24 protein-coding genes and 1 tRNA gene are annotated in these 24527 nt (G+C 65.8%); 11 read left to right on the forward strand and 14 right to left on the reverse strand.

The features are described from left to right. Positions 1-112 precede the first annotated feature (112 nt). The 4 genes from A6A05_RS14240 to A6A05_RS14255 are packed head-to-tail and all read right to left on the reverse strand — an operon-like array spanning position 113 to position 3091. Entirely contained in the window at positions 113-1327 is a 1215-nt protein-coding gene (locus tag A6A05_RS14240) for a threonine ammonia-lyase (RefSeq protein WP_068502565.1), read from the reverse strand. Then, entirely contained in the window at positions 1324-1839 is a 516-nt protein-coding gene (locus tag A6A05_RS14245) for an O-acetyl-ADP-ribose deacetylase (protein ID WP_068502568.1), read from the reverse strand. The genes A6A05_RS14240 and A6A05_RS14245 overlap by 4 nt, the downstream gene beginning before the upstream one ends. Before the next feature lie 5 nt (positions 1840-1844). Then, complete coding sequence (locus A6A05_RS14250; RefSeq protein ID WP_068502571.1) at positions 1845-2537, reverse strand: alpha/beta fold hydrolase; 693 nt, start codon at positions 2535-2537, stop codon at positions 1845-1847. 11 nt (positions 2538-2548) lie between these two features. Next, complete coding sequence (locus A6A05_RS14255; protein WP_068502575.1) at positions 2549-3091, reverse strand: hydrolase; 543 nt, start codon at positions 3089-3091, stop codon at positions 2549-2551. Positions 3092-3236: 145 nt separating this feature from the next. On the opposite strand from A6A05_RS14255, the gene A6A05_RS14260 reads away from it, so the two are divergent. The 3 genes from A6A05_RS14260 (at position 3237) to A6A05_RS14270 (ending at position 7250) form a co-directional block, all read left to right on the forward strand. Continuing rightward, complete coding sequence (locus A6A05_RS14260) at positions 3237-4796, forward strand: DEAD/DEAH box helicase (protein WP_068502577.1); 1560 nt, start codon at positions 3237-3239, stop codon at positions 4794-4796. A 67-nt stretch (positions 4797-4863) separates the two neighbouring features. Next, on the forward strand, positions 4864-5103 hold the full coding sequence (locus tag A6A05_RS14265) for an Lrp/AsnC ligand binding domain-containing protein (protein WP_068502580.1): 240 nt from the start codon (positions 4864-4866) through the stop codon (positions 5101-5103). A gap of 17 nt (positions 5104-5120) precedes the next feature. Beyond that, the gene (locus A6A05_RS14270) at positions 5121-7250 is read left to right on the forward strand and encodes a sensor histidine kinase (RefSeq protein WP_068502583.1); all 2130 of its coding nucleotides are present in this window, start codon (positions 5121-5123) and stop codon (positions 7248-7250) included. Positions 7251-7266: 16 nt separating this feature from the next. Here A6A05_RS14270 and A6A05_RS14275 read toward each other — a convergent pair whose 3' ends face one another. Beyond that, complete coding sequence (locus A6A05_RS14275) at positions 7267-7956, reverse strand: hypothetical protein (protein WP_068502586.1); 690 nt, start codon at positions 7954-7956, stop codon at positions 7267-7269. Positions 7957-8166: 210 nt separating this feature from the next. Here A6A05_RS14275 and A6A05_RS14280 point away from each other — a divergent pair, with 210 nt between their 5' ends. After that, complete coding sequence (locus A6A05_RS14280; protein WP_068502590.1) at positions 8167-8676, forward strand: ferritin-like domain-containing protein; 510 nt, start codon at positions 8167-8169, stop codon at positions 8674-8676. On the opposite strand, the gene A6A05_RS14285 is transcribed toward A6A05_RS14280, so the two are convergent. The 3 genes from A6A05_RS14285 to A6A05_RS14295 all read right to left on the reverse strand — a co-directional run bounded on the left by A6A05_RS14285 (position 8673) and on the right by A6A05_RS14295 (position 10445). Beyond that, positions 8673-9902 (reverse strand): cation:proton antiporter, encoded by a 1230-nt coding sequence (locus tag A6A05_RS14285; protein ID WP_245644304.1) that lies wholly within the window; start codon positions 9900-9902, stop codon positions 8673-8675. The two genes, A6A05_RS14280 and A6A05_RS14285, sit on opposite strands and share 4 nt — an antisense overlap. A gap of 29 nt (positions 9903-9931) precedes the next feature. Next, positions 9932-10273, reverse strand: a complete 342-nt coding sequence (locus A6A05_RS14290; RefSeq protein WP_068502594.1) for a zinc ribbon domain-containing protein YjdM — start codon at positions 10271-10273, stop codon at positions 9932-9934. 96 nt (positions 10274-10369) lie between these two features. After that, positions 10370-10445 (reverse strand) — tRNA-Lys (locus A6A05_RS14295). Positions 10446-10693: 248 nt separating this feature from the next. Here A6A05_RS14295 and A6A05_RS14300 point away from each other — a divergent pair. Next, the gene (locus A6A05_RS14300; RefSeq protein ID WP_068502597.1) at positions 10694-12052 is read left to right on the forward strand and encodes a TrpB-like pyridoxal phosphate-dependent enzyme; all 1359 of its coding nucleotides are present in this window, start codon (positions 10694-10696) and stop codon (positions 12050-12052) included. A 49-nt stretch (positions 12053-12101) separates the two neighbouring features. On the opposite strand, the gene A6A05_RS14305 is transcribed toward A6A05_RS14300, so the two are convergent. Both A6A05_RS14305 and A6A05_RS14310 read right to left on the reverse strand, forming a co-directional pair. Then, positions 12102-13817: a sensor histidine kinase gene (locus A6A05_RS14305; protein WP_082910983.1), complete on the reverse strand. Its 1716-nt coding sequence runs from the start codon at positions 13815-13817 to the stop codon at positions 12102-12104. A gap of 73 nt (positions 13818-13890) precedes the next feature. Further along, complete coding sequence (locus A6A05_RS14310; protein ID WP_068502600.1) at positions 13891-15774, reverse strand: ABC-F family ATP-binding cassette domain-containing protein; 1884 nt, start codon at positions 15772-15774, stop codon at positions 13891-13893. Between the two features lie 217 nt (positions 15775-15991). Here A6A05_RS14310 and ndk point away from each other — a divergent pair, with 217 nt between their 5' ends. From ndk to A6A05_RS14330, 4 genes are all read left to right on the forward strand, one after another. Next, entirely contained in the window at positions 15992-16414 is a 423-nt protein-coding gene (gene ndk / locus A6A05_RS14315; protein ID WP_068502604.1) for a nucleoside-diphosphate kinase, read from the forward strand. Between the two features lie 270 nt (positions 16415-16684). After that, positions 16685-17170: a helix-turn-helix domain-containing protein gene (locus A6A05_RS14320; protein WP_156521068.1), complete on the forward strand. Its 486-nt coding sequence runs from the start codon at positions 16685-16687 to the stop codon at positions 17168-17170. 196 nt (positions 17171-17366) lie between these two features. Beyond that, positions 17367-18746 carry a tetratricopeptide repeat protein gene (locus tag A6A05_RS14325; RefSeq protein WP_068502609.1) on the forward strand — a complete coding sequence of 460 codons (1380 nt, stop codon included), beginning with the start codon at positions 17367-17369 and terminating at the stop codon, positions 18744-18746. Continuing rightward, a complete protein-coding gene (locus A6A05_RS14330) occupies positions 18668-19282 on the forward strand; it encodes an O-linked N-acetylglucosamine transferase family protein (RefSeq protein WP_245644305.1) in 615 nt (204 codons plus the stop codon). Before A6A05_RS14325 ends, A6A05_RS14330 begins: the two co-directional genes overlap by 79 nt. Here the strand turns inward: A6A05_RS14330 and A6A05_RS14335 are convergent. After that, positions 19279-20193: a cation diffusion facilitator family transporter gene (locus A6A05_RS14335; protein WP_156521069.1), complete on the reverse strand. Its 915-nt coding sequence runs from the start codon at positions 20191-20193 to the stop codon at positions 19279-19281. The two genes, A6A05_RS14330 and A6A05_RS14335, sit on opposite strands and share 4 nt — an antisense overlap. 10 nt (positions 20194-20203) lie before the next feature. Beyond that, on the reverse strand, positions 20204-20794 hold the full coding sequence (gene pdxH / locus A6A05_RS14340; RefSeq protein WP_068502615.1) for a pyridoxamine 5'-phosphate oxidase: 591 nt from the start codon (positions 20792-20794) through the stop codon (positions 20204-20206). Between the two features lie 122 nt (positions 20795-20916). On the opposite strand from pdxH, the gene A6A05_RS14345 reads away from it, so the two are divergent. Together A6A05_RS14345 and A6A05_RS14350 are read left to right on the forward strand one after the other, a co-directional pair. Continuing rightward, entirely contained in the window at positions 20917-21381 is a 465-nt protein-coding gene (locus A6A05_RS14345; RefSeq protein WP_068502618.1) for an RT0821/Lpp0805 family surface protein, read from the forward strand. A 61-nt stretch (positions 21382-21442) separates the two neighbouring features. Next, entirely contained in the window at positions 21443-22348 is a 906-nt protein-coding gene (locus A6A05_RS14350) for a DnaJ C-terminal domain-containing protein (protein WP_068502622.1), read from the forward strand. A gap of 183 nt (positions 22349-22531) precedes the next feature. Here A6A05_RS14350 and A6A05_RS14355 read toward each other — a convergent pair whose 3' ends face one another. Continuing rightward, entirely contained in the window at positions 22532-23386 is an 855-nt protein-coding gene (locus A6A05_RS14355) for an SMP-30/gluconolactonase/LRE family protein (protein WP_068502625.1), read from the reverse strand. Positions 23387-23476: 90 nt separating this feature from the next. Next, a complete protein-coding gene (locus A6A05_RS20945) occupies positions 23477-23809 on the reverse strand; it encodes a hypothetical protein (protein WP_156521070.1) in 333 nt (110 codons plus the stop codon). Between the last annotated feature and the right edge of the window lie 718 nt (positions 23810-24527).

Genomic DNA, 24527 nt, shown 5'->3' on the forward strand with positions numbered 1-24527 from the left:
ACAACCACCATCTTGGCGCATTGCGACGCCGGTGAGCAGGGGCCGTCCACCCCATCAATTCATTGGCCGGTTGGTATAAGAAGTAGGGGAAAGGGGGCTTCGGCCCCCTTTCTCATTCCTGCCCGGCCAGGCTGCCCAGCAGCCGGGTCGGGAAGCCGGCGGCGCCCAGGACAGCGATCATGGTTTCCAGGTGATGGGTGTCGGTGGTTTCCACCGCCACGTCCAGCTCGGCATATTTGACCGGAATGTCCTGGAACAGGCGCTGATGGTGCACTTCCAGGATGTTGCCGCCATGGGCGCCGATCAGGGCCGAGACCTGGGCCAATGTGCCGGGGGCGTCGGAAATCTCGATGCGCAGGCGGGCCAGCCGGCCGGCGCGGACCAGCCCGCGCATCAACAGCGACGACAGGGTGCGGTTGTCGATATTGCCGCCCGACACCACCAGCCCGACGGTGCGGCCCTGGAAACGCTCCGGCGCGCTCAGCAGCGCCGCCAACGGCGCGGCCGCCGCCCCTTCGACCACCTGCTTTTCGGTCTCGACCATCACTTCGACCGCCTGCTCCAGTGCCGCCTCGCCGACCGCCACCACGTCGTCGACCATGCTTTCGATGATCGGCCGGGTCAACTGGCCGGGATGCTTGACGGCGATGCCCTCGGCCAGGGTCTGGGCGCGGCCGCTGCCGACCGAGGGCGGCCGGGCCAGCGGCGCGAAGCCCTGGGCCTGGACCCCGATCAAGGTGATGCCGGGTTTGCGGGCGCGGGCCGCCACGGCGATGCCGGCCAGCAGGCCGCCGCCGCCGACCGGGACGATCAGGGTGTCGAGATCGGCGCAATCTTCCAGCATCTCGGCGCCGATGCTGCCCTGGCCGGCGATGACATGCTGGTCGTCATAGGGATGGATCAGGGTCAGGCCGCGCTCGGTGGCCAGTTGTTCCGCCGTGGCCTGGGCCTCGGCCAGAGTGGCGCCCGACAGCAGCACGGTGGCCCCCAGCGCCTCGGTGCGCAGCGTCTTGGTGAAGGGCGTGCCCTCGGGCATGACGATGGTGGCGGGAATCCCTAAGCGCCGCGCGTGCCAGGCCACCCCTTGCGCGTGGTTGCCGGCGCTCATCGCCACCACGCCTGTCCGGCGCTGGGGATCGGTCAGCGCGTTCAGGCGGACCAGGGCGCCGCGCGCCTTAAACGAGCCGGTCGCTTGCAGATTTTCCAGCTTCAGCAGCACGCGGGCGCCGGTCAGCTCCGACAGGGCGGCGGCCTCGACCAGCGGGGTGCGCACGACGATGCCGGCCATGACGGCGCGGGCGGCCTGGATGGCGGCGTCGGTGATCATGCCTGCCCCAGCACGCGGCGGTAGATGGCCAGGGTGACGTCGTCGAAGCAGCACAAGATGACGGACTGGAACCACGGATCGCCCTGCAGTACCCGGTCGATCTCGGCCACGGCGATTTCGGCGGCCAGGTCCTTGGGGAAGGCGAAGATGCCGGTCGAGATGGCCGGAAAGGCCAATGTGCGGGCGCCGATGGTGCGGGCCACGGCCAGGCTGTTGCGGTAGCAGGCGGCCAGCGCCGCCGGCTCGCCTTGGCCGCCGCCATGCCAGACCGGGCCTACGGCGTGGATCACCCAGGCGGCCGGCAGCCGGTATCCTTTGGTCGCCTTGGCCTCGCCGGTGGGGCAGCCGCTCAGGGTGCGGCATTCGGCCAAAAGCTCGGGGCCGGCGGCGCGGTGGATGGCGCCATCGACGCCGCCGCCGCCCAGCAGCGACGAATTGGCGGCGTTGACGATGGCATCGACCGCCAGGCGGGTGATGTCGGCGACGATCGCGGTGATCCGCGCGTCGGGCATGGCGGTCAGTCCTGCAGCCAATAGGACAAAAGCGCGGTGACCGCCTGCGGCTGCTCGATGGCCGACAGATGGCCGCAATCCTCGATGGTCACCAGCTTCGCCCCCGGGATCAGGCCGGCCATTTCCTGGGCGCGGTCCGGCGGCGTCAGGGAATCGTCGGCGCCCACCACCACCAGGGTCGGGCAGCGCACCTGCGACAGCGACGGGCGCGAATCCGGCCGGTGGCGGATGGCGTTTTGCTGGCGCACGAAGGATTCGGGGCCGATGGCGCGGGCCATGTCCTTAGCCAGGCCGCCGATTCGCTCGAGGCCCAGATGGTCGGGATGGACCAACAGCGGCAGCATGGTTGGCATGATCTTGTCGAAGCCGCCGGCCTGGGCGATGGCGATGGCGTCCAGGCGGCGTTGGCTTTGTTCCGGGGTGTCGGGCCGGGCGGTGGTGTCCAACAGGGCCAGGCGCTCGACCCGCTGGGGGGCGCGGCGCATGATCTCCATCGCCACATAGCCGCCCATCGACAGCCCGGCCAGGGCGAAGGTGGCCGGCGCCGCCGCCAGCACCCGGGCGGCCATCGCCGCGAAGGAATCGTCCTCGGTCTGGGTCATGACCAGGACCTTGGCCTGGTCCGCCAGGCCCCGGGCCTGATGGGTCCACAGGCGGTGATCGTTCAACAGGCCGGGAATCAGGATCAGGGTGCTCATGCCGGTTCCCCCTATTTGATCAGCCGCGACAAATCCTTGAACTCGGGCGTCGCGGCGCGGTGCAGCCATTCGAACAGAACCATCTCGACGGTGACGATCGACAATCCGCCCGCCGCCATGCGGGCCATCGCCGCCTGGTGGTTGGCGGCCAGCCGCGACGAGCAGGCATCGGCCACCACGAAGACCTGATAGCCGGCCTGGTGGAAGCCGATCGCCGTCTGCAGCACGCACACATGGGCCTCGATGCCGGCGACCACCACCTGCTTGCGGTTAAATCCGTCCAGGCGGTCCTTGATCGCCGGTTCGGCGGCGCAGGAAAAATGAATCTTCTCGACCACCGAGTTGGCGGGCGTCAATTCCAGCAGCTCGCCCATGGTCGGGCCCAGGCCCTTGGGGTACTGCTCGGATACCGTGACCGGGATGTCCAGGCGGGTCGCGCCCCGCAACAGCAGCGAGCAGCCGCGATAGACCGCGCGCGGATCGGCCATCACCGGCCCCAGATTCTGTTGGACATCGACGATCAGAAGGGACGAGGCGGCGGCATCCATCAGCATGGCGATTCTCCGGGAACGAGGCTTCAATCTACCTTACCGCACGCTTTCGGGCCAATAACGTTGACAGAACGTCCTGAACCCCTATTATCGCGCCGCAGATGACGATATCGCATATACTTGCCGCACGGACGGCCAGCCACACCCCATGAGCTTCTCTGACCTGGGCTTGAGCCCCGAGCTGTTGCACGCCGTCGAAGCGGCCGGCTACACCGAACCGACCCCCATCCAGGCCCAGGCCATTCCGGTGGTCCTGATGGGCCGCGACGTGCTGGGCTGCGCCCAGACCGGCACCGGCAAGACCGCCGGCTTCACCCTGCCGATGATCGAGATCCTGGCCGCCGGCCGGGCCAAGGCGCGCATGCCGCGCTCGCTGATCCTGGCCCCGACCCGCGAGTTGGCCGCCCAGGTGGCGGAAAATTTCGACAAATACGGCAAGAACCACAAGCTGACCAAGGCGCTGATCATCGGCGGCGAGTCGATGAGCGACCAGATTTCTCTGCTCGATCGCGGCGTCGATGTGCTGATCGCCACGCCGGGGCGCCTGCTCGACATGTTCGAGCGCGGGCGCATCCTGCTGACCGACGTCAAGATCCTGGTGATCGACGAAGCCGACCGCATGCTGGACATGGGTTTCATCCCCGATGTCGAACGCATTGTCGGCCTGTTGCCGAAAATCCGCCAGACCTTGTTCTTCTCGGCCACGCTGGGCCCGGAAATCCGCAAGCTGGCCGACGCCTTCCTGATGAACCCGAAGGAAATCACCGTGGCGGCCCCGTCGTCGGCGGCGACCACCATCGAGCAGTTCCTGGCGGTGGTCGAGGAAATCGACAAGCGCGAGACGCTGCGCCACATCATCCGGGTCGAGGACGTCAAGAACGCCTTCATCTTCTGTAACCGCAAGCGCGACGTCGATGTGCTGTTCAAGTCGCTGAAGCGCCACCATTTCGACGTGGTCCAGCTGCATGGCGACATGGCCCAGCCGGCCCGCATGGAAGCGCTGGGCAAGTTCAAGTCGGGCGAGGCCAGGCTGTTGGTCTGTTCCGACGTCGCGGCGCGTGGCATCGACATCAAGGCGGTCAGCCACGTCTTCAATTTCGACGTGCCGATCCATTCGGAAGACTATGTCCACCGCATCGGCCGCACCGGCCGTGCCGGCCAGACCGGCCGCGCTTATACCATCGCCACCCCCGATGACGGCCGTTTCGTCGCCAGCATCGAGAAACTGATCGGCACCGAAATCCCGCGCATCGCCGTCGAAGGCGTGCCGGCCCTGGCGCTGGACATGGAACCGAAGCGGCGCGGCCGTGGCGGCAAGCCGGCGGCCAAGTCCTCGGGCGAGCGTCCGGCGCGTGGTCGCGGTCGCGACCGGACCGAGGAGGCTCCGGCAGATGAGGCCGCCCCCGCCGAGGCCAAGCCCCCGCGCGAAGAGCGTACCCCCCGTGAGCCCAAGCCCCCCCGTGAGGATCGTGCCCCCCGTGAGGCGCGTGCCCCCCGTGAGGACCGCGCCCCCCGTGAGGACCGCGCCCCCCGTGAGGACCGCGGACGCGGAAAGGACCGCAAGGGCCGCGAACGCGGTGACCGTGGCGGCCGCCGCGAGCGCTTCGATTCGATGGGAATCGGCGAAATGACCCATCGCGATGACGCCGTCGGCTTTGGCGATCACATGCCCGATTTCATGCTGCGGACGGTGACGGTCAAGTCCTGACTTCATCCTTGCTTTCCCTCCCCTAAAGCACGACATTGGGGCTTGCCGGGGTTAAGGGAAGGTGGGCATGCAGACCATTTTCGTCATGGTGAAGTGCGAATTGGGCCAGGCCTATGCGGTGGCTGACGAAGCCGTCGACATCGAGCGGGTGTCCGAAGTGCATTCCATTTCCGGTCAGTACGACCTGATGCTGAAATGCTTTTTGGATGCCGGCCAGGACATCGGCGCCTTCGTGGTCGAGACCATCCAGAAGCTGCCGGGTGTCAAGGACACCTTCACCCTGATCGCATTCAAGGCCTTCGGCTGAACGCCGGATCGACAGCGTTGCGGAACGAACGATCGGCGCAAAGCATCCTCGCCCTGCTGGCAGCGGTGTTTCTGACGGCTGCCGTCTCGGCGCACGTGGTGCTGGCCGACCGCGCCTGGAGCCACGCCGAAGATAGTCTAGAGCAGATTTCCGACGCACTGGCCGGTCACTTCGCCGTCTGGCTGGATGAACGCAGGGGCGACGCCCTGGTCCTGTCCAAGGACCGCCTGCTGGCCGAGAAGGTCGAGACCTATCTGGCCGATGGCGACGACCGCCTGGGGGTGTTCCTGCGCGAACGTCTGCGCAGCCTGATCGAGGCCTATCCCTATCGCAGCGTCATCCTGCTGGCCCCCGACGGCCGCCGCGTCCTGGATGTCGGACGCGAATCCGAAGAGATCGAGCCCAGCCAGGTGGATGTCGGCCTTAAGGCCGTCGCCACACGGGTCCCGGTGACCTCGGAATTGCATGTCGAGGAGGAGGACGGCCGTCTCGAATTGGATATCGACCTGGGCGTGCCCTTGCAGACAGTGGCCAATGGGCCGGCGGTGGCGGCGCTGTCCATCAGCATCGACCCGGCGCGGATGATCGGGTTCGTGGTCCGCGGCTTGCCCCTGCTGGACCATGGGATGGAGGTGGTTCTGGGCCAGCGGGTCGACGACAAGGTGGTGATCGTCGATCCCCGCGGCACCCCGGATGGATCCGAGAACGTCATTATCCGCCCGCTGTCCGAGCCGGAATTGCCGGCGGCGATGGCGGCGCGCGGCGTGCGCGGCATCGTCGAGGGGGTCGATTACAAGGGAGCTCGGGTGGTCGCCTACTTGCGCGATGTCCCCGATTCGAACTGGTTCCTGCTGGTCAAGTTGGACCGGGGCGAAATCGCGCGGGCCGAACGCCAAAGCGGCGCCATGGTCGCGCTATCGACCGTCCTCGCCTGGGCCGTGGCGTTCCTGGGTCTGCGCACCCGCATGACCCGGCTGGCCAACGAACGGCTGGAGGCGGAAATCCAGGTCCGTCGCCGGCAGGCCGAGCTGACCCATCAGATCGACTTGGATGCGAGGCGGTTGGAAGCCATTCAGGAAGGCATTCCGATCGGTCTGGCCATCGTCACGCTGGACCGCCGCTTCGAATCGGTCAACGAAGCCTTCGTGCAGATGACCGGCTTTACCCGGCGCGACCTGTTGGGCCACTCGACCCGGATGATCTATCCCACCGAGGAAATTTTTGTCGATCTGGGGGTGCGCGCCTATGGCGCCTTGGCGGCCGGGCAGGTCTTCAGCGACATCGTCACGCTGCGCCGGCAGGACGGAACCGATATCCGCGTCGCGATGACCGCCCGCCAGATCCGCTCGGAGCCGCCGACCACGGTGTGGGCCTGCGAGGACGTCACCGCCCGTCTGCGCCAGCAGCGCGACCTGGCCCAGGCGCAGATCGCCTTGCAAAAGCAGGCCCAGGACCTGGCCCGCTCGAACGCCGAGCTGGAACAGTTCGCTTATGTCGCCAGCCACGATTTGCGACAGCCGCTCCGCCAGATCTCCAGCTACACCACCTTGCTGGAACGGCGTTATGGCGACCAGTTGCCCGACGATGCCAGAAGCTTCCTGAATTTCGCCTGTGCCGGCGCCAAGCGGATGGACCGGCTGATCCTCGACCTGTTGGAATATTCCCGCGTCGGCCGGGCCGAGCGGGCGTTCGCCCTGGTCGACCTGACCGATCCGATCCGTGACGCGGCCGGCAACCTGGCCCTTGACGTGGCCGAGACCGGCACCGACCTGACGCTGCCCGACCGTGCCCCAGCCATTCACGGCGACGAGGTCGAACTTCTGCGCCTGTTCCAGAACCTGATCGGCAACGCCGTCAAATATCGTGATCCCAGCCGCCCTTGCCGGGTCGCGGTGACCGCCGTTGAAACCGAAGACCAGGTGGTGGTGCGGGTCGCCGACAACGGCATCGGCATCCCCGCCGATGCCGCCGAGCGGGTGTTCGGCATTTTCCAGCGCCTGCATCAAGGTGACGGGGTCGAGGGCACAGGTATCGGCTTGGCGGTGTGCCGCAAGATCGTCGAGCACCATCGCGGAACCATCATTGTCGAACCGGGGGCGGACGGCGTCGGGTCGGTGTTCGTCGTCAGCTTTCCGTGCCCAAGCTAGCCTAGCTGATCCCGGCCTAGCTGATCCCGGCCTGGCTGATCCCGGCCAGGATTCGCGCGGCCATCGCCCCGGTCAGGCCGTCCTGCCGGGCGGCGATCCCTTCCAGGACCTGGCGCACTTCCGGGACGTCGCGGCCGTTGACCGTCAGGCTCCACAGGGCGGAATCGGCCAGGATGCCGGCCAGCGCCCGTTCCTGCACCGAAGGGTCGCGGCCGGCCACCGCCAGCAGGGCCTGCAACTCGGGCTGCAGCATCCAGCCGGCCAGCAGGCCAGCGATCCGCTCGACATACCCGGTCTGGCCGGTGGCGAAGAACGCCGCCCACAGCATGTCGACATGGACCGGATGGGTCGGCGCCAGCAAGGTGAAGTCGGCGCCGGCCAGATCCATGCTGCCGGCCGCCGCCTCGCCGGCCAGCCGTTCCATCAAAAGATGGCGGCGCGGGTGGTGCGAATAGTTGATGGCCTGGGCCACCACCTCGACCTTGACCGGGTCGCCGCCCTTGACCGCGTCGATCAGCTGGTCGGCCGCCTCGGGGGCCTGGTCCATCAGGTGGGACAGGAAGACCGGCAGGGTCAGAACGGTCTGCGCCCGCCAGCGCGAGGTGACCGGCTCGGCGGCGAACAAGGCGATCAGGTGAAGCGGGTCGGGGGCGCGGAAATAGCCGACGATGGCCGCTTCCAGCGGGCTGGGCGATTCGTTTTCCATCCCCGCTGCTTAATCCAGGAGTATGAGCCGGTCAAGAAAAGCCGGAACCGACCTTGTACCGACCAATAGCCATGCCAATTGTAGGACATTGGGGTGAATGTCTCGATAACCGGGTTTTTCACTTTCCGCCCCCTGCCCAAGGGTGCACACTCGGCGGATAGGGGAAGGCCACCCCGCCCGGGTGGCCGCTCAAGAACAATAGGAGGCCCAATGACCAGCAAGGTTGCCCTGTTCCTGGCCCATGCCGTCGCCCTGGAAACCGAGGCCGGCGAACGCTATGACGAACTCGCCGACGTCATGGACGTCCACAACAATCCCGAAGTCGCGACGATGTTCCGCCAGATGGCCGAATTCTCGCGGATGCATGCCGCTCAGGTCACCGCTCGCGCCGCCGAGTTCGGGCCGTTGCCGAAGCTGAAATCATGGGAATATCGCTGGAATGCCCCCGAGCCGCCGGAAGTCGGCGACTTCCAGGGCACCCATTATCTGATGACCCCGTTCCATGCGCTGCAATTCGCCCTGGCCAACGAACGGCGCGGCTGGGAGTTCTATAACAACTCGGCCAAGGAAGCGACCGACCCCGAGGTCCGTCGCCTGGGCGCCGAGTTCGCCGAAGAGGAAGCCGAACACGTCGAGACCCTGGAAAGCTGGCTGGAACGCACGCCGCGTCCGGATCGCGACTGGGCCGAGGATCCCGACCCCGCCCAGGTGGTTGATTAATCCTTCTGGGGAATGGCCGGGCTCGACCCGGCCATTTTTGTGATCAGTCCGACCAGCGGCTTGGTCGCCGCCGTGGTCAGCAGCGCCATCACCACCATGGCGGTGAAGGCGGCCGGCGCCAGGATGCCGGCCTCGGTCAGGATGGTCAGCACCACCACTTCCATCAAGCCCTTGCATTGCATCAAGGCGCCCAGGCACACCGCGTCGGCCGACGGCAGACCGGCACAACGGGCGGGCAGGGCGGCGCCAACAATCTTGCCCAGGCTGGCCGCCGCCGTGACCAGGACCAGGAACAGACCCAGCCCGGCGCCCAGCCCCCCCAGATCGACCTTCAGGCCGGCGGCGACGAAGAAGAACGGCATCAGGACCAGCGCGGCGAACGGCTCGAAGCGGGTGACGATGGCGGCGGCGACCCGGCGGGGCAGAATGGCGCCGGCGACGAAGCCGCCGATCACCGCATGCAGGCCAAGGGCTTCCGACAGTGCCGCCGAGCCGAACAGCAGCCCGGCCACCAGCACCAGGGCGGTGTCGCGCGGCCCGCTCTCGCCCCACGACCGGTGCAGCAGCTTCAGCACCGCCGGCTTCACCCCCCACACCATGAAGGACAGCCAGACCAGGCCGCCGACCAGCACGGCAAGACCGGTCAGCGGGCGGCCATCCTGGCGCAGGCCGGCCAGCAGCATCGCCACCATCACCCACAGCAGCAGGTCGTTGACCACCGCAGCGCCCAGGGCCAGACGGCCGATTCGGGTGCCGTCCAGGCCGGTTTCCTTCATGATGGCGGCCAGCACCGGCAAGGCGGTGACGGCAATGGCTGCGGCGATGGCGGCGGCAAAGATCGGCCGCCCCGCTTGCGGCCCGGCAAGCCCGGGAACGGCGTCGAACGCCCACCAGCCGACCGCCGCCCCCAGCAGGGCCGGAAGGATTGCCGAGGACAGGCTGACCGCGACGAAGCAGCGCCCCTGGCCCTTCAGGTCGGCGGGATCGAAATGCACCCCGGTCAGGAAGGCGAACAAGGTCACCGCCAGCAGGCCGACGCCCGACAAGGCCGGGGTCAGGTCGGGCGGGACCACACCCAGCAGGCTGGGGCCCAGCACGATGCCGGTTCCGATCTGAATCACCGCCAACGGCACCAGCCGCTGGACCAGCGGCAGCCGCCAGATCGCATAGGGGGCGGCAATGATGGTCAGCGCCAAAAGCAGGAACGCGCCGGAATCGGTCATCATGTCTTTCGTGTTCCCCCAACGAGGCTGGGCTACGCCTTCTTGACGAATTCCGACTTCAGGTTCATGGCGCCGATGCCGTCGATCTTGCAGGCGATGTTGTGGCCGTCGGTGGCATCAACCAGGCGGATGTTCTTGACCTTGGTGCCGCCCTTGACCACCAGCGACGAGCCCTTGACCTTCAAATCCTTGATGACGGTGACCGAATCGCCGTCGGCCAGAAGGTTGCCGTTGGCATCCTTGACCGCGTCGTCGGCCGTCTCGCCCGCCGCCTGGGGGTCCCATTCATGGGCGCATTCCGGGCACATCCACAGGCTGCCGTCCTGGTAGACGTGCTCCGACCCGCATTTCGGGCACTTCAGTTCGCTATCCATCCTGATCCTCGCTGTTCGTCGGGCGATGTCGCGCCATTCATTCGACAGGCCAAAAAGAAGAAGCCCCCGGTCGCTTTCGCGCCGGGGGCCGGAGATTGGTGGGCGCTGTAGGATTCGAACCTACGGCCCGCTGATTAAGAGTCAGCTGCTCTACCAACTGAGCTAAGCGCCCGATCTCGATTTCTTCTTCGCATCCGATTCCAGTTGGAACCGGCCACCCTTCCCAGATGCCACACTGGCACTCGGTACCGGCGGAAGAGGCCGGCTTTATAGTGCGATCCCGAGGGGCTGGCAAGGGGAAAAATCACGGTGCAGATCATCTTTACCGTCGCCCGCCTCGGGCTTGGCCTGGATGCCCATCGGCGTTACAAACGTTCGTAAGCCTGAACAAGGGCGCCACACCTTGAAGGACTGCCAAGAATGACCGATTCCGTGAAGTATCTCCTGGCCGAGGATCAGATGCCCAAGGCCTGGTACAATCTGGCCGCCGACCTGCCGGTGCCGTTGCCGCCGCCCTTGCATCCCGGTACCGGCCAGCCGCTGGGGCCGGACGATCTGGCCCCGATCTTCCCGATGGCGGTGATCGCCCAGGAAATGACCACCGAGCGCTGGGTCGATATCCCCGAGCCGGTGCGCGAGGTCTATCGCCTGTGGCGTCCCAGCCCGCTGGTGCGGGCCAGGCGGCTGGAAAAGGCGTTGGACACCCCGGCCCGCATCTATTTCAAGTATGAAGGCGTATCGCCCGCCGGCAGCCACAAGCCCAACACCGCCGTGCCGCAGGCCTTCTACAACAAGCAAGAAGGGGTCAAGCGGCTGTCGACCGAGACCGGGGCCGGCCAGTGGGGCAGTTCGCTGGCCTTCGCCGGCTCGCTGTTCGGCCTGGAGGTCGAGGTCTTCATGGTCAAGATCTCGTATAACCAGAAGCCCTATCGCCGCGCCTTGATGGAGACCTATGGCGCTCGCTGCATCGCCAGCCCGTCGCCGCTGACCAATGCCGGCCGCGCCGTGCTGGAGAAGTCGCCGGACTCCAACGGCTCGTTGGGCATCGCCATTTCCGAGGCGGTCGAGGTTGCCGCCGGCTGCGACGACACCAAATACGCCCTGGGCAGCGTCTTGAACCATGTCTGCCTGCATCAGACGGTGATCGGCGAGGAAGCCATGGTACAGATGGAGATGGCCGGCGACAGCCCCGACGTGGTGATCGCCTGCACCGGCGGCGGCTCGAACTTCGCCGGCCTGGCCTTCCCCTATATCCGCGAGAACCTGAAGGGGGCCAAGGTCCGTATCGTCGCCGTCGAGCCGGCCTCGTGCCCGACCCTGACCCGGGGCCGTTACGCCTATGATTTCGGCGATACCGGCCATCTGACCCCGCTGGTCAAGATGCACACCCTGGGCTCGACCTTCATGCCGCCGGGCTCGCATTCGGGCGGGCTTCGCTATCACGGCATGGCGCCGATGGTCAGCCACGTCAAGGAACTGGGCCTGTGCGACGCCAAGTCCTATGCCCAGACCGAATGCTTCGCCGCCGCCGTGCAGTTCGCCCGCGCCGAGGGCATCGTGCCGGCCCCGGAATCGTCGCATGCCGTCAAGGGCGCCATCGACGAGGCCCTGGCCTGCAAGGCCGAGGGCAAGGGCCGCACCATCTTGTTCAACCTGTCGGGCCACGGCCATTTCGACATGCAGGCCTATACCGACTTCTTCTCGGGCAAGCTGCGCGACCCCGATTTCGCCGCCGACGAGTTGGAAGCCGCGCTGGGCGCACTTCCGAAGGTCGGCTGAGACAAAAAAGGGGGCGGATGGTTCCGCTCCCTTTTCCTTTGGAAGATCCTTATCCCGCCGCCAGCGGAACGACGATGGCGAAGCACGATCCCTTGCCTACGCGGGATTTGACCTCGATAGGGTGGCCCAGCAATTGGGCGGTGCGGCGCACCACCGACAGGCCCAGTCCCAGGCCGCGATCCTGGCCGCGCCCCTTGTCGCCCAGGCGGGTGAAGTCCTCGAAGATGGCGTCGATCTTGTCGGCCGGGATGCCGGGACCGGTGTCGATCACGCAGATGGCCAGATGGTCGCCGCGCCGCCGGCAGCCCAGCAGCACGCCGCCCGACTTGGTGTAGCGCATCGCGTTGACCAACAGATTGCGCACCACCCGTTCCAGCAGGACCGGATCGCTGACGATCCAGGCGTCGGGCAGCACCACCTTGAAATCCAGCTTGCGGGCCTGAGCCTCCATTTCCAACTGGTCGGCCAGGTTCGAGATGAAGGGCGCCAGCGGGAAGGTGGTCGGCTGGGCATCGACATGGCCGGCTTCCAGGGTCGAGACGTCCAGAAGCGTGCTCAGCAACAATTGGGTGGCGTCCAGGCTTTGGCGCAGCTTGTCGATCACCCCCATGTGGGGCGTATCTTCCAGCCGCGCCGCCAGCGCCTCGGCGAACATGCCGGCGGCCTGCAGCGGCTGGCGCAAATCATGGCTGGCCGCCGCCAGGAAGCGGGTCTTGCTTTCGTTGGCCTCGCGCGCCTCACGGGCGCGGGCCTCGGCCTCCTCGGTGCGCAGGCGCAGCCTGGCGTCAAGGCCGGCGATCAGGCCTTCCTCGCGATCGAGCGATTCGAAGACGTAGCGGGCGGCCCATACCAGCACGCCCATCAGGGCGGTGATGCCGGCCAGGCTGCCCCACAGCACCTCCCACCACAATTCCAGGGCGTCGTCGATGGCGATGCCGGCACCGACCACCACGCCGTAGCGCGGCATCACCTTGAAGGCGCGGATCCGTTCGATGCCGTCAAGCGGCGAGACCACCCGCAACACCCCCTCGGTATTGCCGGCCGCGACCGCCTTGCCGACCGGACCGTCCTTGACCTGCGTGCCGACATAGCGGCCGCCGTCCGGCTGGCGCAGAATGAGACGGCCGTCCATCCCCGACACGGTCAGGTTCGAATCGGCGCCAAGTTCCAGGTTTTCATAGAAATTGGTGAAGGTGGGGGCGTCGTATCCGATCGCTGCGACGCCGATCATCGAACCGGTGCGGTCGTCGATGCGTTTGCTGACGTGAAAGGCGAACACCTCGCGCGATTTCACCCGCACCATCGGCCCGATGACCATATCCTGCCGTCCTTGCAGGTGGGCGAAATAGTAATAGCGGTCGGCGACATCGCTGGCTGGCCAGGGGAAATAAGGCGTGCCCAGGACCACGTTGCCGGCGGCGTCGGTGATCCACAAGGTTCCCGGTTCGGGCAAGGCCTGCCTGATTTCGTTCAGGCGGATCCAGGCGGCTTCGTCCTTGGCCAGTTCGGCCATCGCCCGGCTGCGGCCGATGTCGGTGACCTGCGACAGGATGTATTCCGACGCCTGGAAGGTGCGCAGCATGTGCGCTTCCAGCAGACGGGTGGCGGCGCTGGCCTTCTGTTCGGCCTCCCAGATCGCTTCCTCGCGCAGGCTGGACATCCCGATGATCTCGGCCGCCACCAGCAACCCCGCCAGCCCGGCCAGCAGATGCCGGATTCGATGGCGCGGATTGAGACTGACGGTCGAGGCAACGCTATCGGTCAAGATCGGCCTTCCTGGCTGTCGCCTTGGTCCCTGAAAGGGTACCCCCAAGCTCGGGGGCTGCAAATTGGAAAGATCACAAATCGGCCTGGGCTGCTTCCAGTTGCTCGTGCAGGTCGAGCCAGCGGGCCTCGTCGTCCTCGACCGAGCGGGCGATTTCGCCCAATTCCTTTTGCAGCTTGGCGACTTTCTCGCCGGGGCCGGAATAAAGCGCCGGGTCGGCCAGCTTGGTCTCGACCTCGGTCTTGGCCTTGGCCAGGCGTTCCAGCCGCTTTTCGACGTCGGCGACCTGCTTCCTGAGCGGGGCCAGCTGGGCCCTGACCTCGGCGGCGGCGCGCCGTTCATCCTTGCGGCTGGCGGCGGCGGGCTTCGGCTCGGCCCCGCCGCGCCGGGCCTCGCGGGCCTGGTCGGCCAGGAAGCGGCGGTAATCGGCCAGATCGCCGTCGAAGGCCTGGACCCGGCCGTTCGCCACCAGCCACAGGCGGTCGGCCACCAACTCGACCAGATGGGGGTCGTGGCTGACCAGCACCACCGCGCCGTCATAGGCGTTGAGCGCCGACACCAAGGCCTGGCGCGAATCGATGTCGAGATGGTTGGTCGGTTCGTCCAGGATCATCAGGTGGGGGGCGTCGCGGCTCATCAGGGCGAACAGCAGCCGGGCCTTCTCGCCGCCCGACAGGTTCTCGATCTTGACGTCGGCGCGCTCCTGCTCGAAGCCGAAGCGGCCCAACTGGGCGCGCACCTTCGATTCGGGCGCGTCCTTCATCAGGGCGGCCATGTGGTCGAAGGCGGTCTGGCCGGCCCGCAGCTCTTCTGTCTGGTGCTGGGCGAAATAGCCGATCTTCAATTTGGGCGGGCGCTGCAGCCGCCCTTCCATCAGTCCCAGCCGGCCCGACAGGATCTTGGCCAGGGTCGACTTGCCGTTGCCGTTGGCGCCCAACAGGGCGATGCGGTCGTCCATGTCGATGCGGATGTCCAGCCCGCGCAGCACCGCCTTGCCGTCATAGCCGGCCACGCCGGAATCGATGGCCAGGATCGGCGGCGACAAAGGCTCGGGATCGGGGAAGTCGAACACCATCGAGCGGTCCTCGACCACGGCCACCACCGGCTCCATCCGTTCCAGCATCTTGATGCGGCTTTGCGCCTGGCGGGCCTTGGTCGCCTTGGCGCGGAAGCGGTCGATGAAGGACTGGATCTTGCGGCGTTGCTCCAACTGCTTGACCTGGGCCTTGGCCGCCAGCTCCATCTTTTCGCGCCGCGTCCGTTCGAAATCGTCGTAATTACCGCCATAGGACACCAAACGGCCCTGGTCGATATGGACGATGCGCGAGCACACCTCGTTCAGCAATTCGCGGTCATGGCTGATGACCACCAAGGTGCCGGGATAGCTGGCCAGATAGGTCTGCAGCCACAAGGTGGCTTCCAGGTCCAGGTGGTTGGTGGGCTCGTCCAGCAGCATCAACTCGGGTCGGACGAACAGGACGGCGGCCAGGGCGACGCGCATGCGCCACCCGCCCGAGAAGGACGATACCGGGCGAGCCTGGGCGTCGGCGTCGAAACCCAGGCCCGATAGGATGGTCGCCGCCCGGGATGGGGCCGAATGGGCGTCGATGGCGTTCAGCCGCTCGTGGATTTCCGCCAATTGATGGGCGTCAGCGCAATTGTCGGCCTCGGCCAGCAAGGTCGCGCGCTCGTGATCTGCGGCCAGCACGCAATCGAGCAGGCTGGTGTCGCCCTCGGGCGCTTCCTGGGCCACCCGGCCGACGCGGACGCGCGGCCGGATACGGATGTCGCCGCCATCGGCGTGCAACTCGTCCAAGATCAGTTTGAACAAGGTCGACTTGCCGGCGCCGTTGCGTCCGACCAGTCCGACGCGGGCGCCAGCCGGGACATGCACCGTCGCCTGTTCGAACAGGGCGCGGCCGCCATAGCGGAAGGTCAGATCGTTGATATGCAGCATGGGTCCGCTTCATACCATCCCGGCAGGAAGCGCACCAGTGCGCCGCTTTGGAAAAGCGCACCAGTGCGCCGCTTTGGAAAAGCGCACCAGTGCGTAGCACCTTGCCCTTATCGGGCGTTGGCTGTATAACGCGCGCTCCTTCCGGACGTCGGCCGTGCGGAAGGCTCTTGCGCGACCATGTGGGGGCGCGCACAACCGCCGCAAAGGATTTGATCTCATGGCTACCGAACGTACCCTGTCCATCATCAAGCCGGACGCCACCCGTCGCAACCTGACCGGCAAGATCAACGCCCGCTTCGAGGAAGCCGGCCTGCGCATCGTCGCCCAGAAGCGCGTCCGCCTGACCAAGGAGCAGGCCGAGGGCTTCTACGCCGTCCACGCCGAGCGCTCGTTCTTCCCCGAACTGGTGGCCTTCATGGTCTCGGGTCCGGTGGTGGTGCAGGTCCTGGAAGGCGAGGGCGCCGTCGCCAAGAACCGCGAAATCATGGGCGCCACCAACCCGGCCAACGCCGCCCCCGGCACCATCCGCGCCGACTTCGCCGAATCGGTCGAAGCCAATTCGGTGCATGGTTCGGACTCGCTGGAAAACGCCAAGATCGAGATCGCCTTCTTCTTCTCGCAGTGCGAAATCGCCGGCTAATTCATCCGCGCGGGTAGTTCAGCACAAGCGCTCCTGAGGAGAACCCTCAGGGGCGCTTTGCGTTTGCGTAGCAACCCGTATTGATTGTATTCGCAAGGTGCATTTTTTGTACGACTTTCCCCCTGTTCCTTCCAAAAAAAAACGGCTACAGTCCCGCGTAAATCACCAGGGTGGCAATGTTCGGCAGCTACCTTTAGTGGTTTGTTTGACGTTTCGCCGACAGTTATTTTGATGTCGGCATCGGTTCATTCGTCTGTGGGGTGACGATTGATGACGAAGACAGGGATTGGAAAGTCGACGGGGGGCGTGTCTCGTCGTGCTAGTCGGGGCCGCACGCCGTCGGGAAAACCGAACCCGATCGATGTTCACGTGGGCTCTCGGGTCCGCCTGCGTCGGACTCTTCTGGGGATGAGTCAGGAACATCTGGGCGAAGCGTTGGGGCTGACCTTCCAGCAGGTGCAGAAATACGAACGCGGCGCCAATCGCATCAGCGCGTCCAGGCTTTTCGACCTGGCCCGGGTGCTGGATGTGCCGGTGACCTTCTTCTACGAAGAGATGGACGAACAGACCATGGCCGCCAGCCCGCGCCATATGGTCCGCGCCACCGTTGACCCGCCCGACGCGGCCGAGGCCTTGATGGCCCAGCGCGAGACCCTGGAACTGGTGCGGGCCTATTACCGCATCGTCGATCCCGAAGTCAGGAAGCAGGTCCACGAACTGGCCAAGGCCCTGGGTCCGGTGCTGCCGAAGCCGTAGTGGAAAAATCTGACCTTTGCGTCCGACGCAGACGTCAGATTTGTTCCAACACTTCAACAGGTTGGTGGCCCGCCTTATCCAGGCGCTTGGGAACCAAGCGACTGGGTGGGACCTTCAGGCGCAGACAAGGGTGCGATACGCACCCTGTTTGGTTATAGTCGCCGAACGTCTATCGTTTCGGTACGGGCAGGGACCGATGGATCGGCCGCATCCCAGACAACCGGCCGAGCTTTCGGCCGACCCGTTCAGCGCCGCCTTCAATCGCGGTATCGCCCTCAAAAGCCAGGGACGGCTCGACGAGGCGGCGGCGGCCTATCGCCAAGCCATCGCGCTCTGCCCGGACCAGCCCGCCGCCTACAATAACCTTGCGGTCATCCTGGCCGCCCAAGGCAAGACTGCCGACGCCATCGCCCATTACCAGCATGTTCTCAAGCTGGCCCCCGACCATCGCTCGGCCCACGGCAATCTTGGCCTGGCGCTGAAGGCGCAGGGCCGGCTCGCCGAGGCGGTTTCCTGCTATCGCCGGGCCTTGGAGATCGATCCCGACGATATCGGCGTCTTGAACAATCTTGGCGCCGCCTTGCAGGACCAGGCGAGAACCGAAGAGGCGATCGTCCATCTGCGCCGCGCCGTGGAACTGGCGCCGCATCACACCCAGGCACTGTACAATCTGGGAAATGCGCTGTCCGACGCCGGCAATCTCGACGAGGCGCTCGCTTGCTATGCCCGGGCGGTGGCCGCCGAGCCGTCGTTCACGCTTGCTCGGGGGCGATGGGCGCACCTGATGCGCCATGCCTGCGACTGGAGCGATGACGGGGAGCAGGAGGCCGCGGTGCTCGCCCTGGCCCGCGACGCGGATCTCGGCATTTCGCCCTTCGGACTTGTCGCCACCCAGGCCAGCCTGCAAGACATCCGCCTGTGCGCCGAACGGTGGGGCCGGCAATACCGTCAGAAGGCCGTCTTCGTCCACCGCCCCCCGACCGCCGCCAAGGACAAGATTCGAATCGGATATCTGTCGGCCGACCTGCATCGTCATGCCACCGCCTTCCTGATGGCGGAGCTGTTCGAGCGCCATGACCGCGCGCGGTTCGAGACCCATGCCTTTTCCTATGGTCCCGACGACGGCAGCCTTATGCGCAAGCGACTGACGCGCGCCTTTGACAGCTTCATCGATATTCGGGCGGCGTCGCCCCGTCAGGCCGCCCGGGTGATCCACGATTTCAAGATCGACATCCTGGTGGACCTCAAGGGCTACACGCAGCATGCCCGGCCGGGAATCCTGGCGTTCCGGCCGGCGCCGGTGCAGGTCAACTATCTTGGTTATCCCGGCACCATGGGGGCGGCATCGCCGACTACATCATCGGTGACCGATGGGTCACGCCGATGGTGCACCAACCCTATTACAGCGAAAAGATCGTTCAGCTTCCCGATTGCTACCAGCCGAACGACAGCCGCCGGGCCATCGCGCCGGAAGACCCGGGGCGACAGGCCTGTGGTCTGCCGTCGGACGGCTTCGTCTATTGTTGCTTCAATCAAAGCTATAAGCTGTCGCGCCCGGTGTTTCTCCGCTGGATGAACATCCTTCGGGCGACACCGGGCAGCGTATTGTGGCTGCTTGAAAGCACCCCCACCGCGACGGCCAATCTGGTCCGGGAAGCCCAATCCTGCGACATCGCGCCAGAGCGCCGGGTCTTCGCGCCCAGGCTGCCGCTGGACCAGCATCTGGCCCGTCATCGGCTGGCCGATCTGTTTCTTGATACTCTTCCCTGCAATGCGCATACGACGGCGTCCGACGCCTTGTGGGCGGGTTTGCCGGTGCTGACCTGCAGGGGAGAGGCCTTCGCCGGCCGGGTGGCGACCAGCCTGCTGCACGCCATCGGCCTGCCGCGGCTCGTTACCGCCTCGCTCGACGAATACGAGGATCAGGCCAAGACCTTGGCCGCCCGCCCGGACCTGCTGGCCGACATCCGCCGGCAACTGGCCGAGAACCGGCTATCCCATCCGCTTTTCGACATCGGGCGGTTCACCGCCAACCTGGAAGAGGCCTATGGCGAGATGTGGCGCCGCTGGTGCGAAGGCCAGGCTGTAGAGGCCTTCGCGGTCGGCGGTTAGGGGGCGGGCGTGGTCGCGGTGAAATCGGGATGCGTTTCCTGGATGCCGGCGGGATCTTGGTGAATGATCACCTCGGCATTGGGAAAGGCCTCTAAGATGGCGGCTTCCACCTGGTCGGCGATGGCGTGGGCGCGATGCAGCGGCATTTGCGCGTCCAATTCCAGATGAATCTGGATGAAGCCCTGCTGGCCCGACAGCCGGGTCCGCAGATCGTGCAGGCCCAACACGTCGGGATGGGCGCGCACGATTTCCTTGATCCGGGTGCGGTCGTCGGCGGCCATCTCGCGGTCCATCAGCATGTCCAGCGAGCCGGTGACGATCTGCCAGGCGTTCCACATCAGATAGGCCGAGATGCCGATGGCGAAGATCGGATCGACCATGGTCCAGCCGAACGCCATGCCCAATCCCAGCGACACGATGACCGAGCCGTTGATCAGCACATCGCCGGCATAGTGCAAGGAATCGGCCGAGATCGCCACCGACGCGGTGCGCGCGACGACGTATTTCTGATAGCGGACCAACGCCAGGGTCAGCACGATCGAGAAGGCCATGACACCCATGCCGACCTCGCCGCGGGTGACCGCGACCGGATGGGCGAAGCGATCGACGGCTTCCACCAGCAGCAGCGCCGACGAGCCGAAGATGAAGGCCGCCTGGCCCAGGCCGGCCAGCGGCTCGGCCTTGCCGTGGCCGAAGCGATGGTCGCGGTCGGCCGGGGTCAGGGCATGGCGCACCGCCCACAGATTGACCAGCGACGCGGCGGCGTCCAGCGCCGAATCGATCAGGGTCGACAGCAACGCCACCGAGCCGGTCAGCGCCCAGGCGGTCAGCTTGGTGACGATCAAGGCCGAGGCCACCGCCACCGACGCATAGGTGGCCGAGCGCATCAGCCGGGCGTTCTCGCTGTTCATGGTGCCCCCTTCACGGAAACAGATGGACCAGGGACCATTGGTCCTGGTCGATCCAGGTGTAAGCGAAGCGATCGTGCAGGCGGAAGGGGCGGTCTTGCCAGAACTCGATGCGTTCGGGGGCCACCCTGAATCCCGACCAGTGCGGCGGGCGCGGAACGGCGCCAAGGCCGAACTTCAGGCCGTACTCGGCCACCCGCTTTTCCAGTTCGAAGCGGCCTTCCATCGGCCGTGACTGCGCCGACGCCCAGGCGCCGATCTGGCTGGTGCGATGGCGCGAGGCGAAATATTCGTCGGCCTCGAAATCGGTGACCGGCCCAACCGTTCCTTCGATCCGGATCTGCCGCTTCAGGCTTTTCCAGTGAAACAGCAGGGCGGCGCGGGCGTTGGCGCCGATATCGCCGGCCTTGCGGCTTTCCAGGTTGGTGTAGAAGACGAACCCGGCCGGGTCCCAATCCTTCAGCAGCACCATACGGGCGCTGGGCTGGCCCCGGGCATCGACGGTGGCCAGGCACATGGCGTTGGGGTCGTTGGGCTCGGATTGCTCGGCCTCGTGCATCCACTTGGCGAACAGCGAGAAAGGATCGGCTTCGGCGGCGGTCATGGCTGGCCTGGTGGTGAACGGGGCGTGGCCGTCATTTCTAGCTTGCGCACGCGCCCATAAAAAGCCCCAATTCCATGACACAGTCGCATTCTGGTCATCCACCCGATCCCCAAGAGCCTGCCATGAAGAAGATTGCCTTTGCCCTGGTCCTTTCCCTGGCGCTTGCCGCCTGCTCGAACGATGCCGGCACCAAGCAGACCGGCGGCACCATCCTGGGCGGTGTCGGCGGCGCCATCGCCGGTGCTCAGTTCGGCGGCGGCACCGGCCGTCTGGCGGCGACGGCGTTGGGCACCTTGCTGGGCGCCTTCGTCGGTTCCGAGGTCGGCAAATCGCTGGACAAGGCCGATCAGCAGGCGGCCCGCCAGGCGGAAAGCCGCGCCCAGACCGCGCCCATCGGCCAGCAGATCGCCTGGAGCAACCCTGATTCCGGCCATTCCGGCACCGTCACCCCGACCCGCGAAGGGGCCGACCAGAACGGCAATTACTGCCGCGAGTTCCAGACCAGCGTCACCATCGACGGCAGGAACGAAAACGCCTATGGCACCGCGTGTCGCCAGCCCGACGGCTCTTGGAAGGTGGTGAAGTAGCCCTGGCCGGTTTTTTCTGGCACAACAGGGGCATGCGCCCCTTTCGTGCAAGGATGACCCGGTGAAGGACCCTTATCTGGTACTGGGCGTCGCCCGCGACGCCAGCGACGACGACATCAAGAAAGTCTATCGCCAGCTGGCGCGCGAACTGCATCCCGACCTCAATCCCGGCGACGCCAAGGCGGAAGAACGCTTCAAGATCATCAGCGCCGCCTATGACTTCCTGTCCGACCCGGAAAAGCGCCGGCGTTTCGATGCCGGCGAGATCGATGCCACCGGCGCCGAGAAGCGCCGCTCGTGGCGCTCGTCCGGGGCGGGCGGCCAGCGGGCGCGCGGTTATAACCCGTTCGGCGGCGGCAGCGTCGATGACATCCTGGCCGAGATGATGCGCCGCAAGGCACGGGCCCAGCGAGCCGAGGACGGCCCCCATCCCGGCCGCGGCGCCGAGGCCCGCCACCCGCTGTCGGTATCCTTCGTCGAGGCGGCGGTCGGGGCCACCCGGCGCATCACTTTGGTCTCGGGCAAGGCCCTGGACGTGCGGGTTCCGGCCGGCACCACCGATGGTCAGGTTCTGCGCCTGAAGGGGCAGGGCCATCCCGGCCTGCTGGGCGGCGAGGCCGGCGACGCCTTCGTCGATATCGCGGTCGAGCCGCACCCCTTCTTCGTCCGCCGCGACCGCGACATCTTGCTGGACCTGCCGGTCAGCGTGCAGGAAGCGGTGCTGGGCGGCAAGGTCACGGTGCCGACCGTGCACGGCAAGGTCACGGTGACGGTGCCGCCCGGATCGAACACCGGCACGGTGCTGCGCCTGAAGGGCAAGGGCATCGCCAGCGGCCACGCCACCGGCGATCAGTTGGTCACCTTGAAGGTGGTGCTGCCGGAATCCGATGCCGATTTCGTCAAGCTGGTGGAAAAATGGGGCGCGCGCGCCGGCTATGACCCCCGAGCCAAGGCCGGCATGGTTTAGAGCGTCATGCCTGAAATCTGAACCACTTTATTGCACTTTGCCGTCATGCCCGCGCAAGCGGGCATCCAGGGGATGCGAGAAAACGGCGGAGTCCCTCCTGGATTCCCGCGGTCGCGGGAATGACGGTCTCTTGCAGGCCTGGTTCCGGTTTTTGGCACGATGGTCTAGAACCGGCGGCGGCCGTCAGTAGCGGTAGGCCACCACCTTGCCGTCCAGCATCATCGGCACCAGCAGAAGTTTCTGCTCGGGGACATAACCGATATCGGCCGAGCCCTGGGACAGGGTCAGGATCTTGGTGGGCGTGCCCTTGCGGTCCAGGCTGAACACGCCACCCTTCATCCAGTCGCTGACCAGCCAGCCGCCCTTGCCGTCGGGTTCCAGCCCATCCAGGTTGCCGATGGGCGGCGAGATGTCGCGCACCATGCGATCAGCCAGGCTGACCGCCTTCAGCGGGCCGGGCTTCGAGGTGGCGAAGCCGTCGCCGGTCATCGGCCCCCAGGCGGCGACCACCAGCCGGCCATTATCGATACGCAGGCCATTGGGATTTTCCAATTGGGGATCGGCCAGCCACTTCTCGAATCGGGTGCCCTTCAGGCGCCAGATGGCACTGTCCATCATGTCCGAGACATAGACGGCGCCGTCGGCGTCGATGGCGATATCGTTGAGGAACTTGGCGCCGGGGGCGTTGTAGGTCTTGGTGATCTTGCCGGTCTGGACGTCGATGACCACCAGGCGGTCGATGTCGCTGACATACAATCTTCCCTTGGCCAGCGCCATGCCCTTGGGGGCGTCCAGGCCGGTGACCCATTTCTCGGTGACCAGCTTGCCCTCGACCGACAGCTTCGAAATATAGCCGTTACCGTCCTTGGCCACCGGATCGGCATTGATGTTCGAGACGTACAGCACGTTCTTTGCCGCGTCGAACAGCACGGATTCCGGCAGTTGGAAGCCGGTGGCCTCCCACAGCTTGGCCGGCTCGGCGGCGTGGGCGGCGACTGACAGGGTCAGGGCAACGGCAAGGGCGGCAAACAGGCGCATGGTCGCTCCGGGGGTGATGGACTGGCAGGAACGAACGATCCCCGATTTCGCCCGCCACCACAACCCGGGAAACACCCGAGGGTGGAGGGTTCAATCTTCGGGCTCGATCGGGTCCAGCCGCCATTTCGGGTCGGCGGGGCGGGGGAGGGGGTGCTTTACCTTGGCGCGCTCGCCGTCCGAGGTGAATGTGATCAAGTATCCATTGAACCATACCACAGCCGATGGCCTGCCATGCAATGTATGCTTCCAAAGATCGGAAATTAATGCTTTCGGAATACTATTTTGTGCAAATGAATCTGGGTATGTAAGAAGTGTTAAGATGAAAAGTGCCGGAGATGTGTGTGCATTTTCACTGTTCCTCGCGACATGATGGAGAATGTGTTCGTCACCGACTGAAATTTTATTTTCGGCGAAAAACGCCACAGGTCCATCCTGGCGGCAGAAAAGAAATCCTAGTTCTGTCGCTACGGCATCTATCTTGGCCCACTCAGGTGGAAACTCACAGGATCGTGGGTGACGCGCCGCGATGCGTGCCACGGGCGGGCTCTGGTACAAGAAGGCTAGGCCGCCATTTCTGTAAATGAGGCGGTCTGGCATGAAATTTTCTAGCGCGTGTCGATAGAAATCTCCAGCAACAAGTCCAACGTTCTGGCATGCAACTAACCCATTCATATGAGACAGGTGTGCGCCGGAATCTGAATACCTGCCAGTACTAACCGCTAACGGCCACCTTGGCGCTGCCGGGGGTAGGGTTGGCCACACCCACACAAAATTCATTTCTGGCGGAGGTAGGTTTGAACTGCTCAACGGAGAAATAGCCGAAAGCCATTCACCGTAGGGGCAATGGTGGTGGCGCTGCAATACCCGTCCCAGTCCAGACACCAAGCGGTTTTGTATGAGTTCTTCGATCTGCCCCCGCGTGGGGTCGGGCACATTAACGGAAGCGCGGTGTGCCCGAATTGCGGCTCCATCCCAGCGGATAATGTCTGCTTCGACTAGCAGCCTGTCGGACTTAACCTGACGCCGGGGACATGGCAGAATCGTGGGCACAACAGATCGCCCGCTGATGGATATCCCCCGGCATGAGCAACTTCCGCCAGATTGACCGCGACACCGGCTTCTTATTGCCGCCGTCCATTGA

It is taken from the genome of Magnetospirillum moscoviense, from assembly GCF_001650635.1.
GTDB lineage: Bacteria > Pseudomonadota > Alphaproteobacteria > Rhodospirillales > Magnetospirillaceae > Magnetospirillum > Magnetospirillum moscoviense.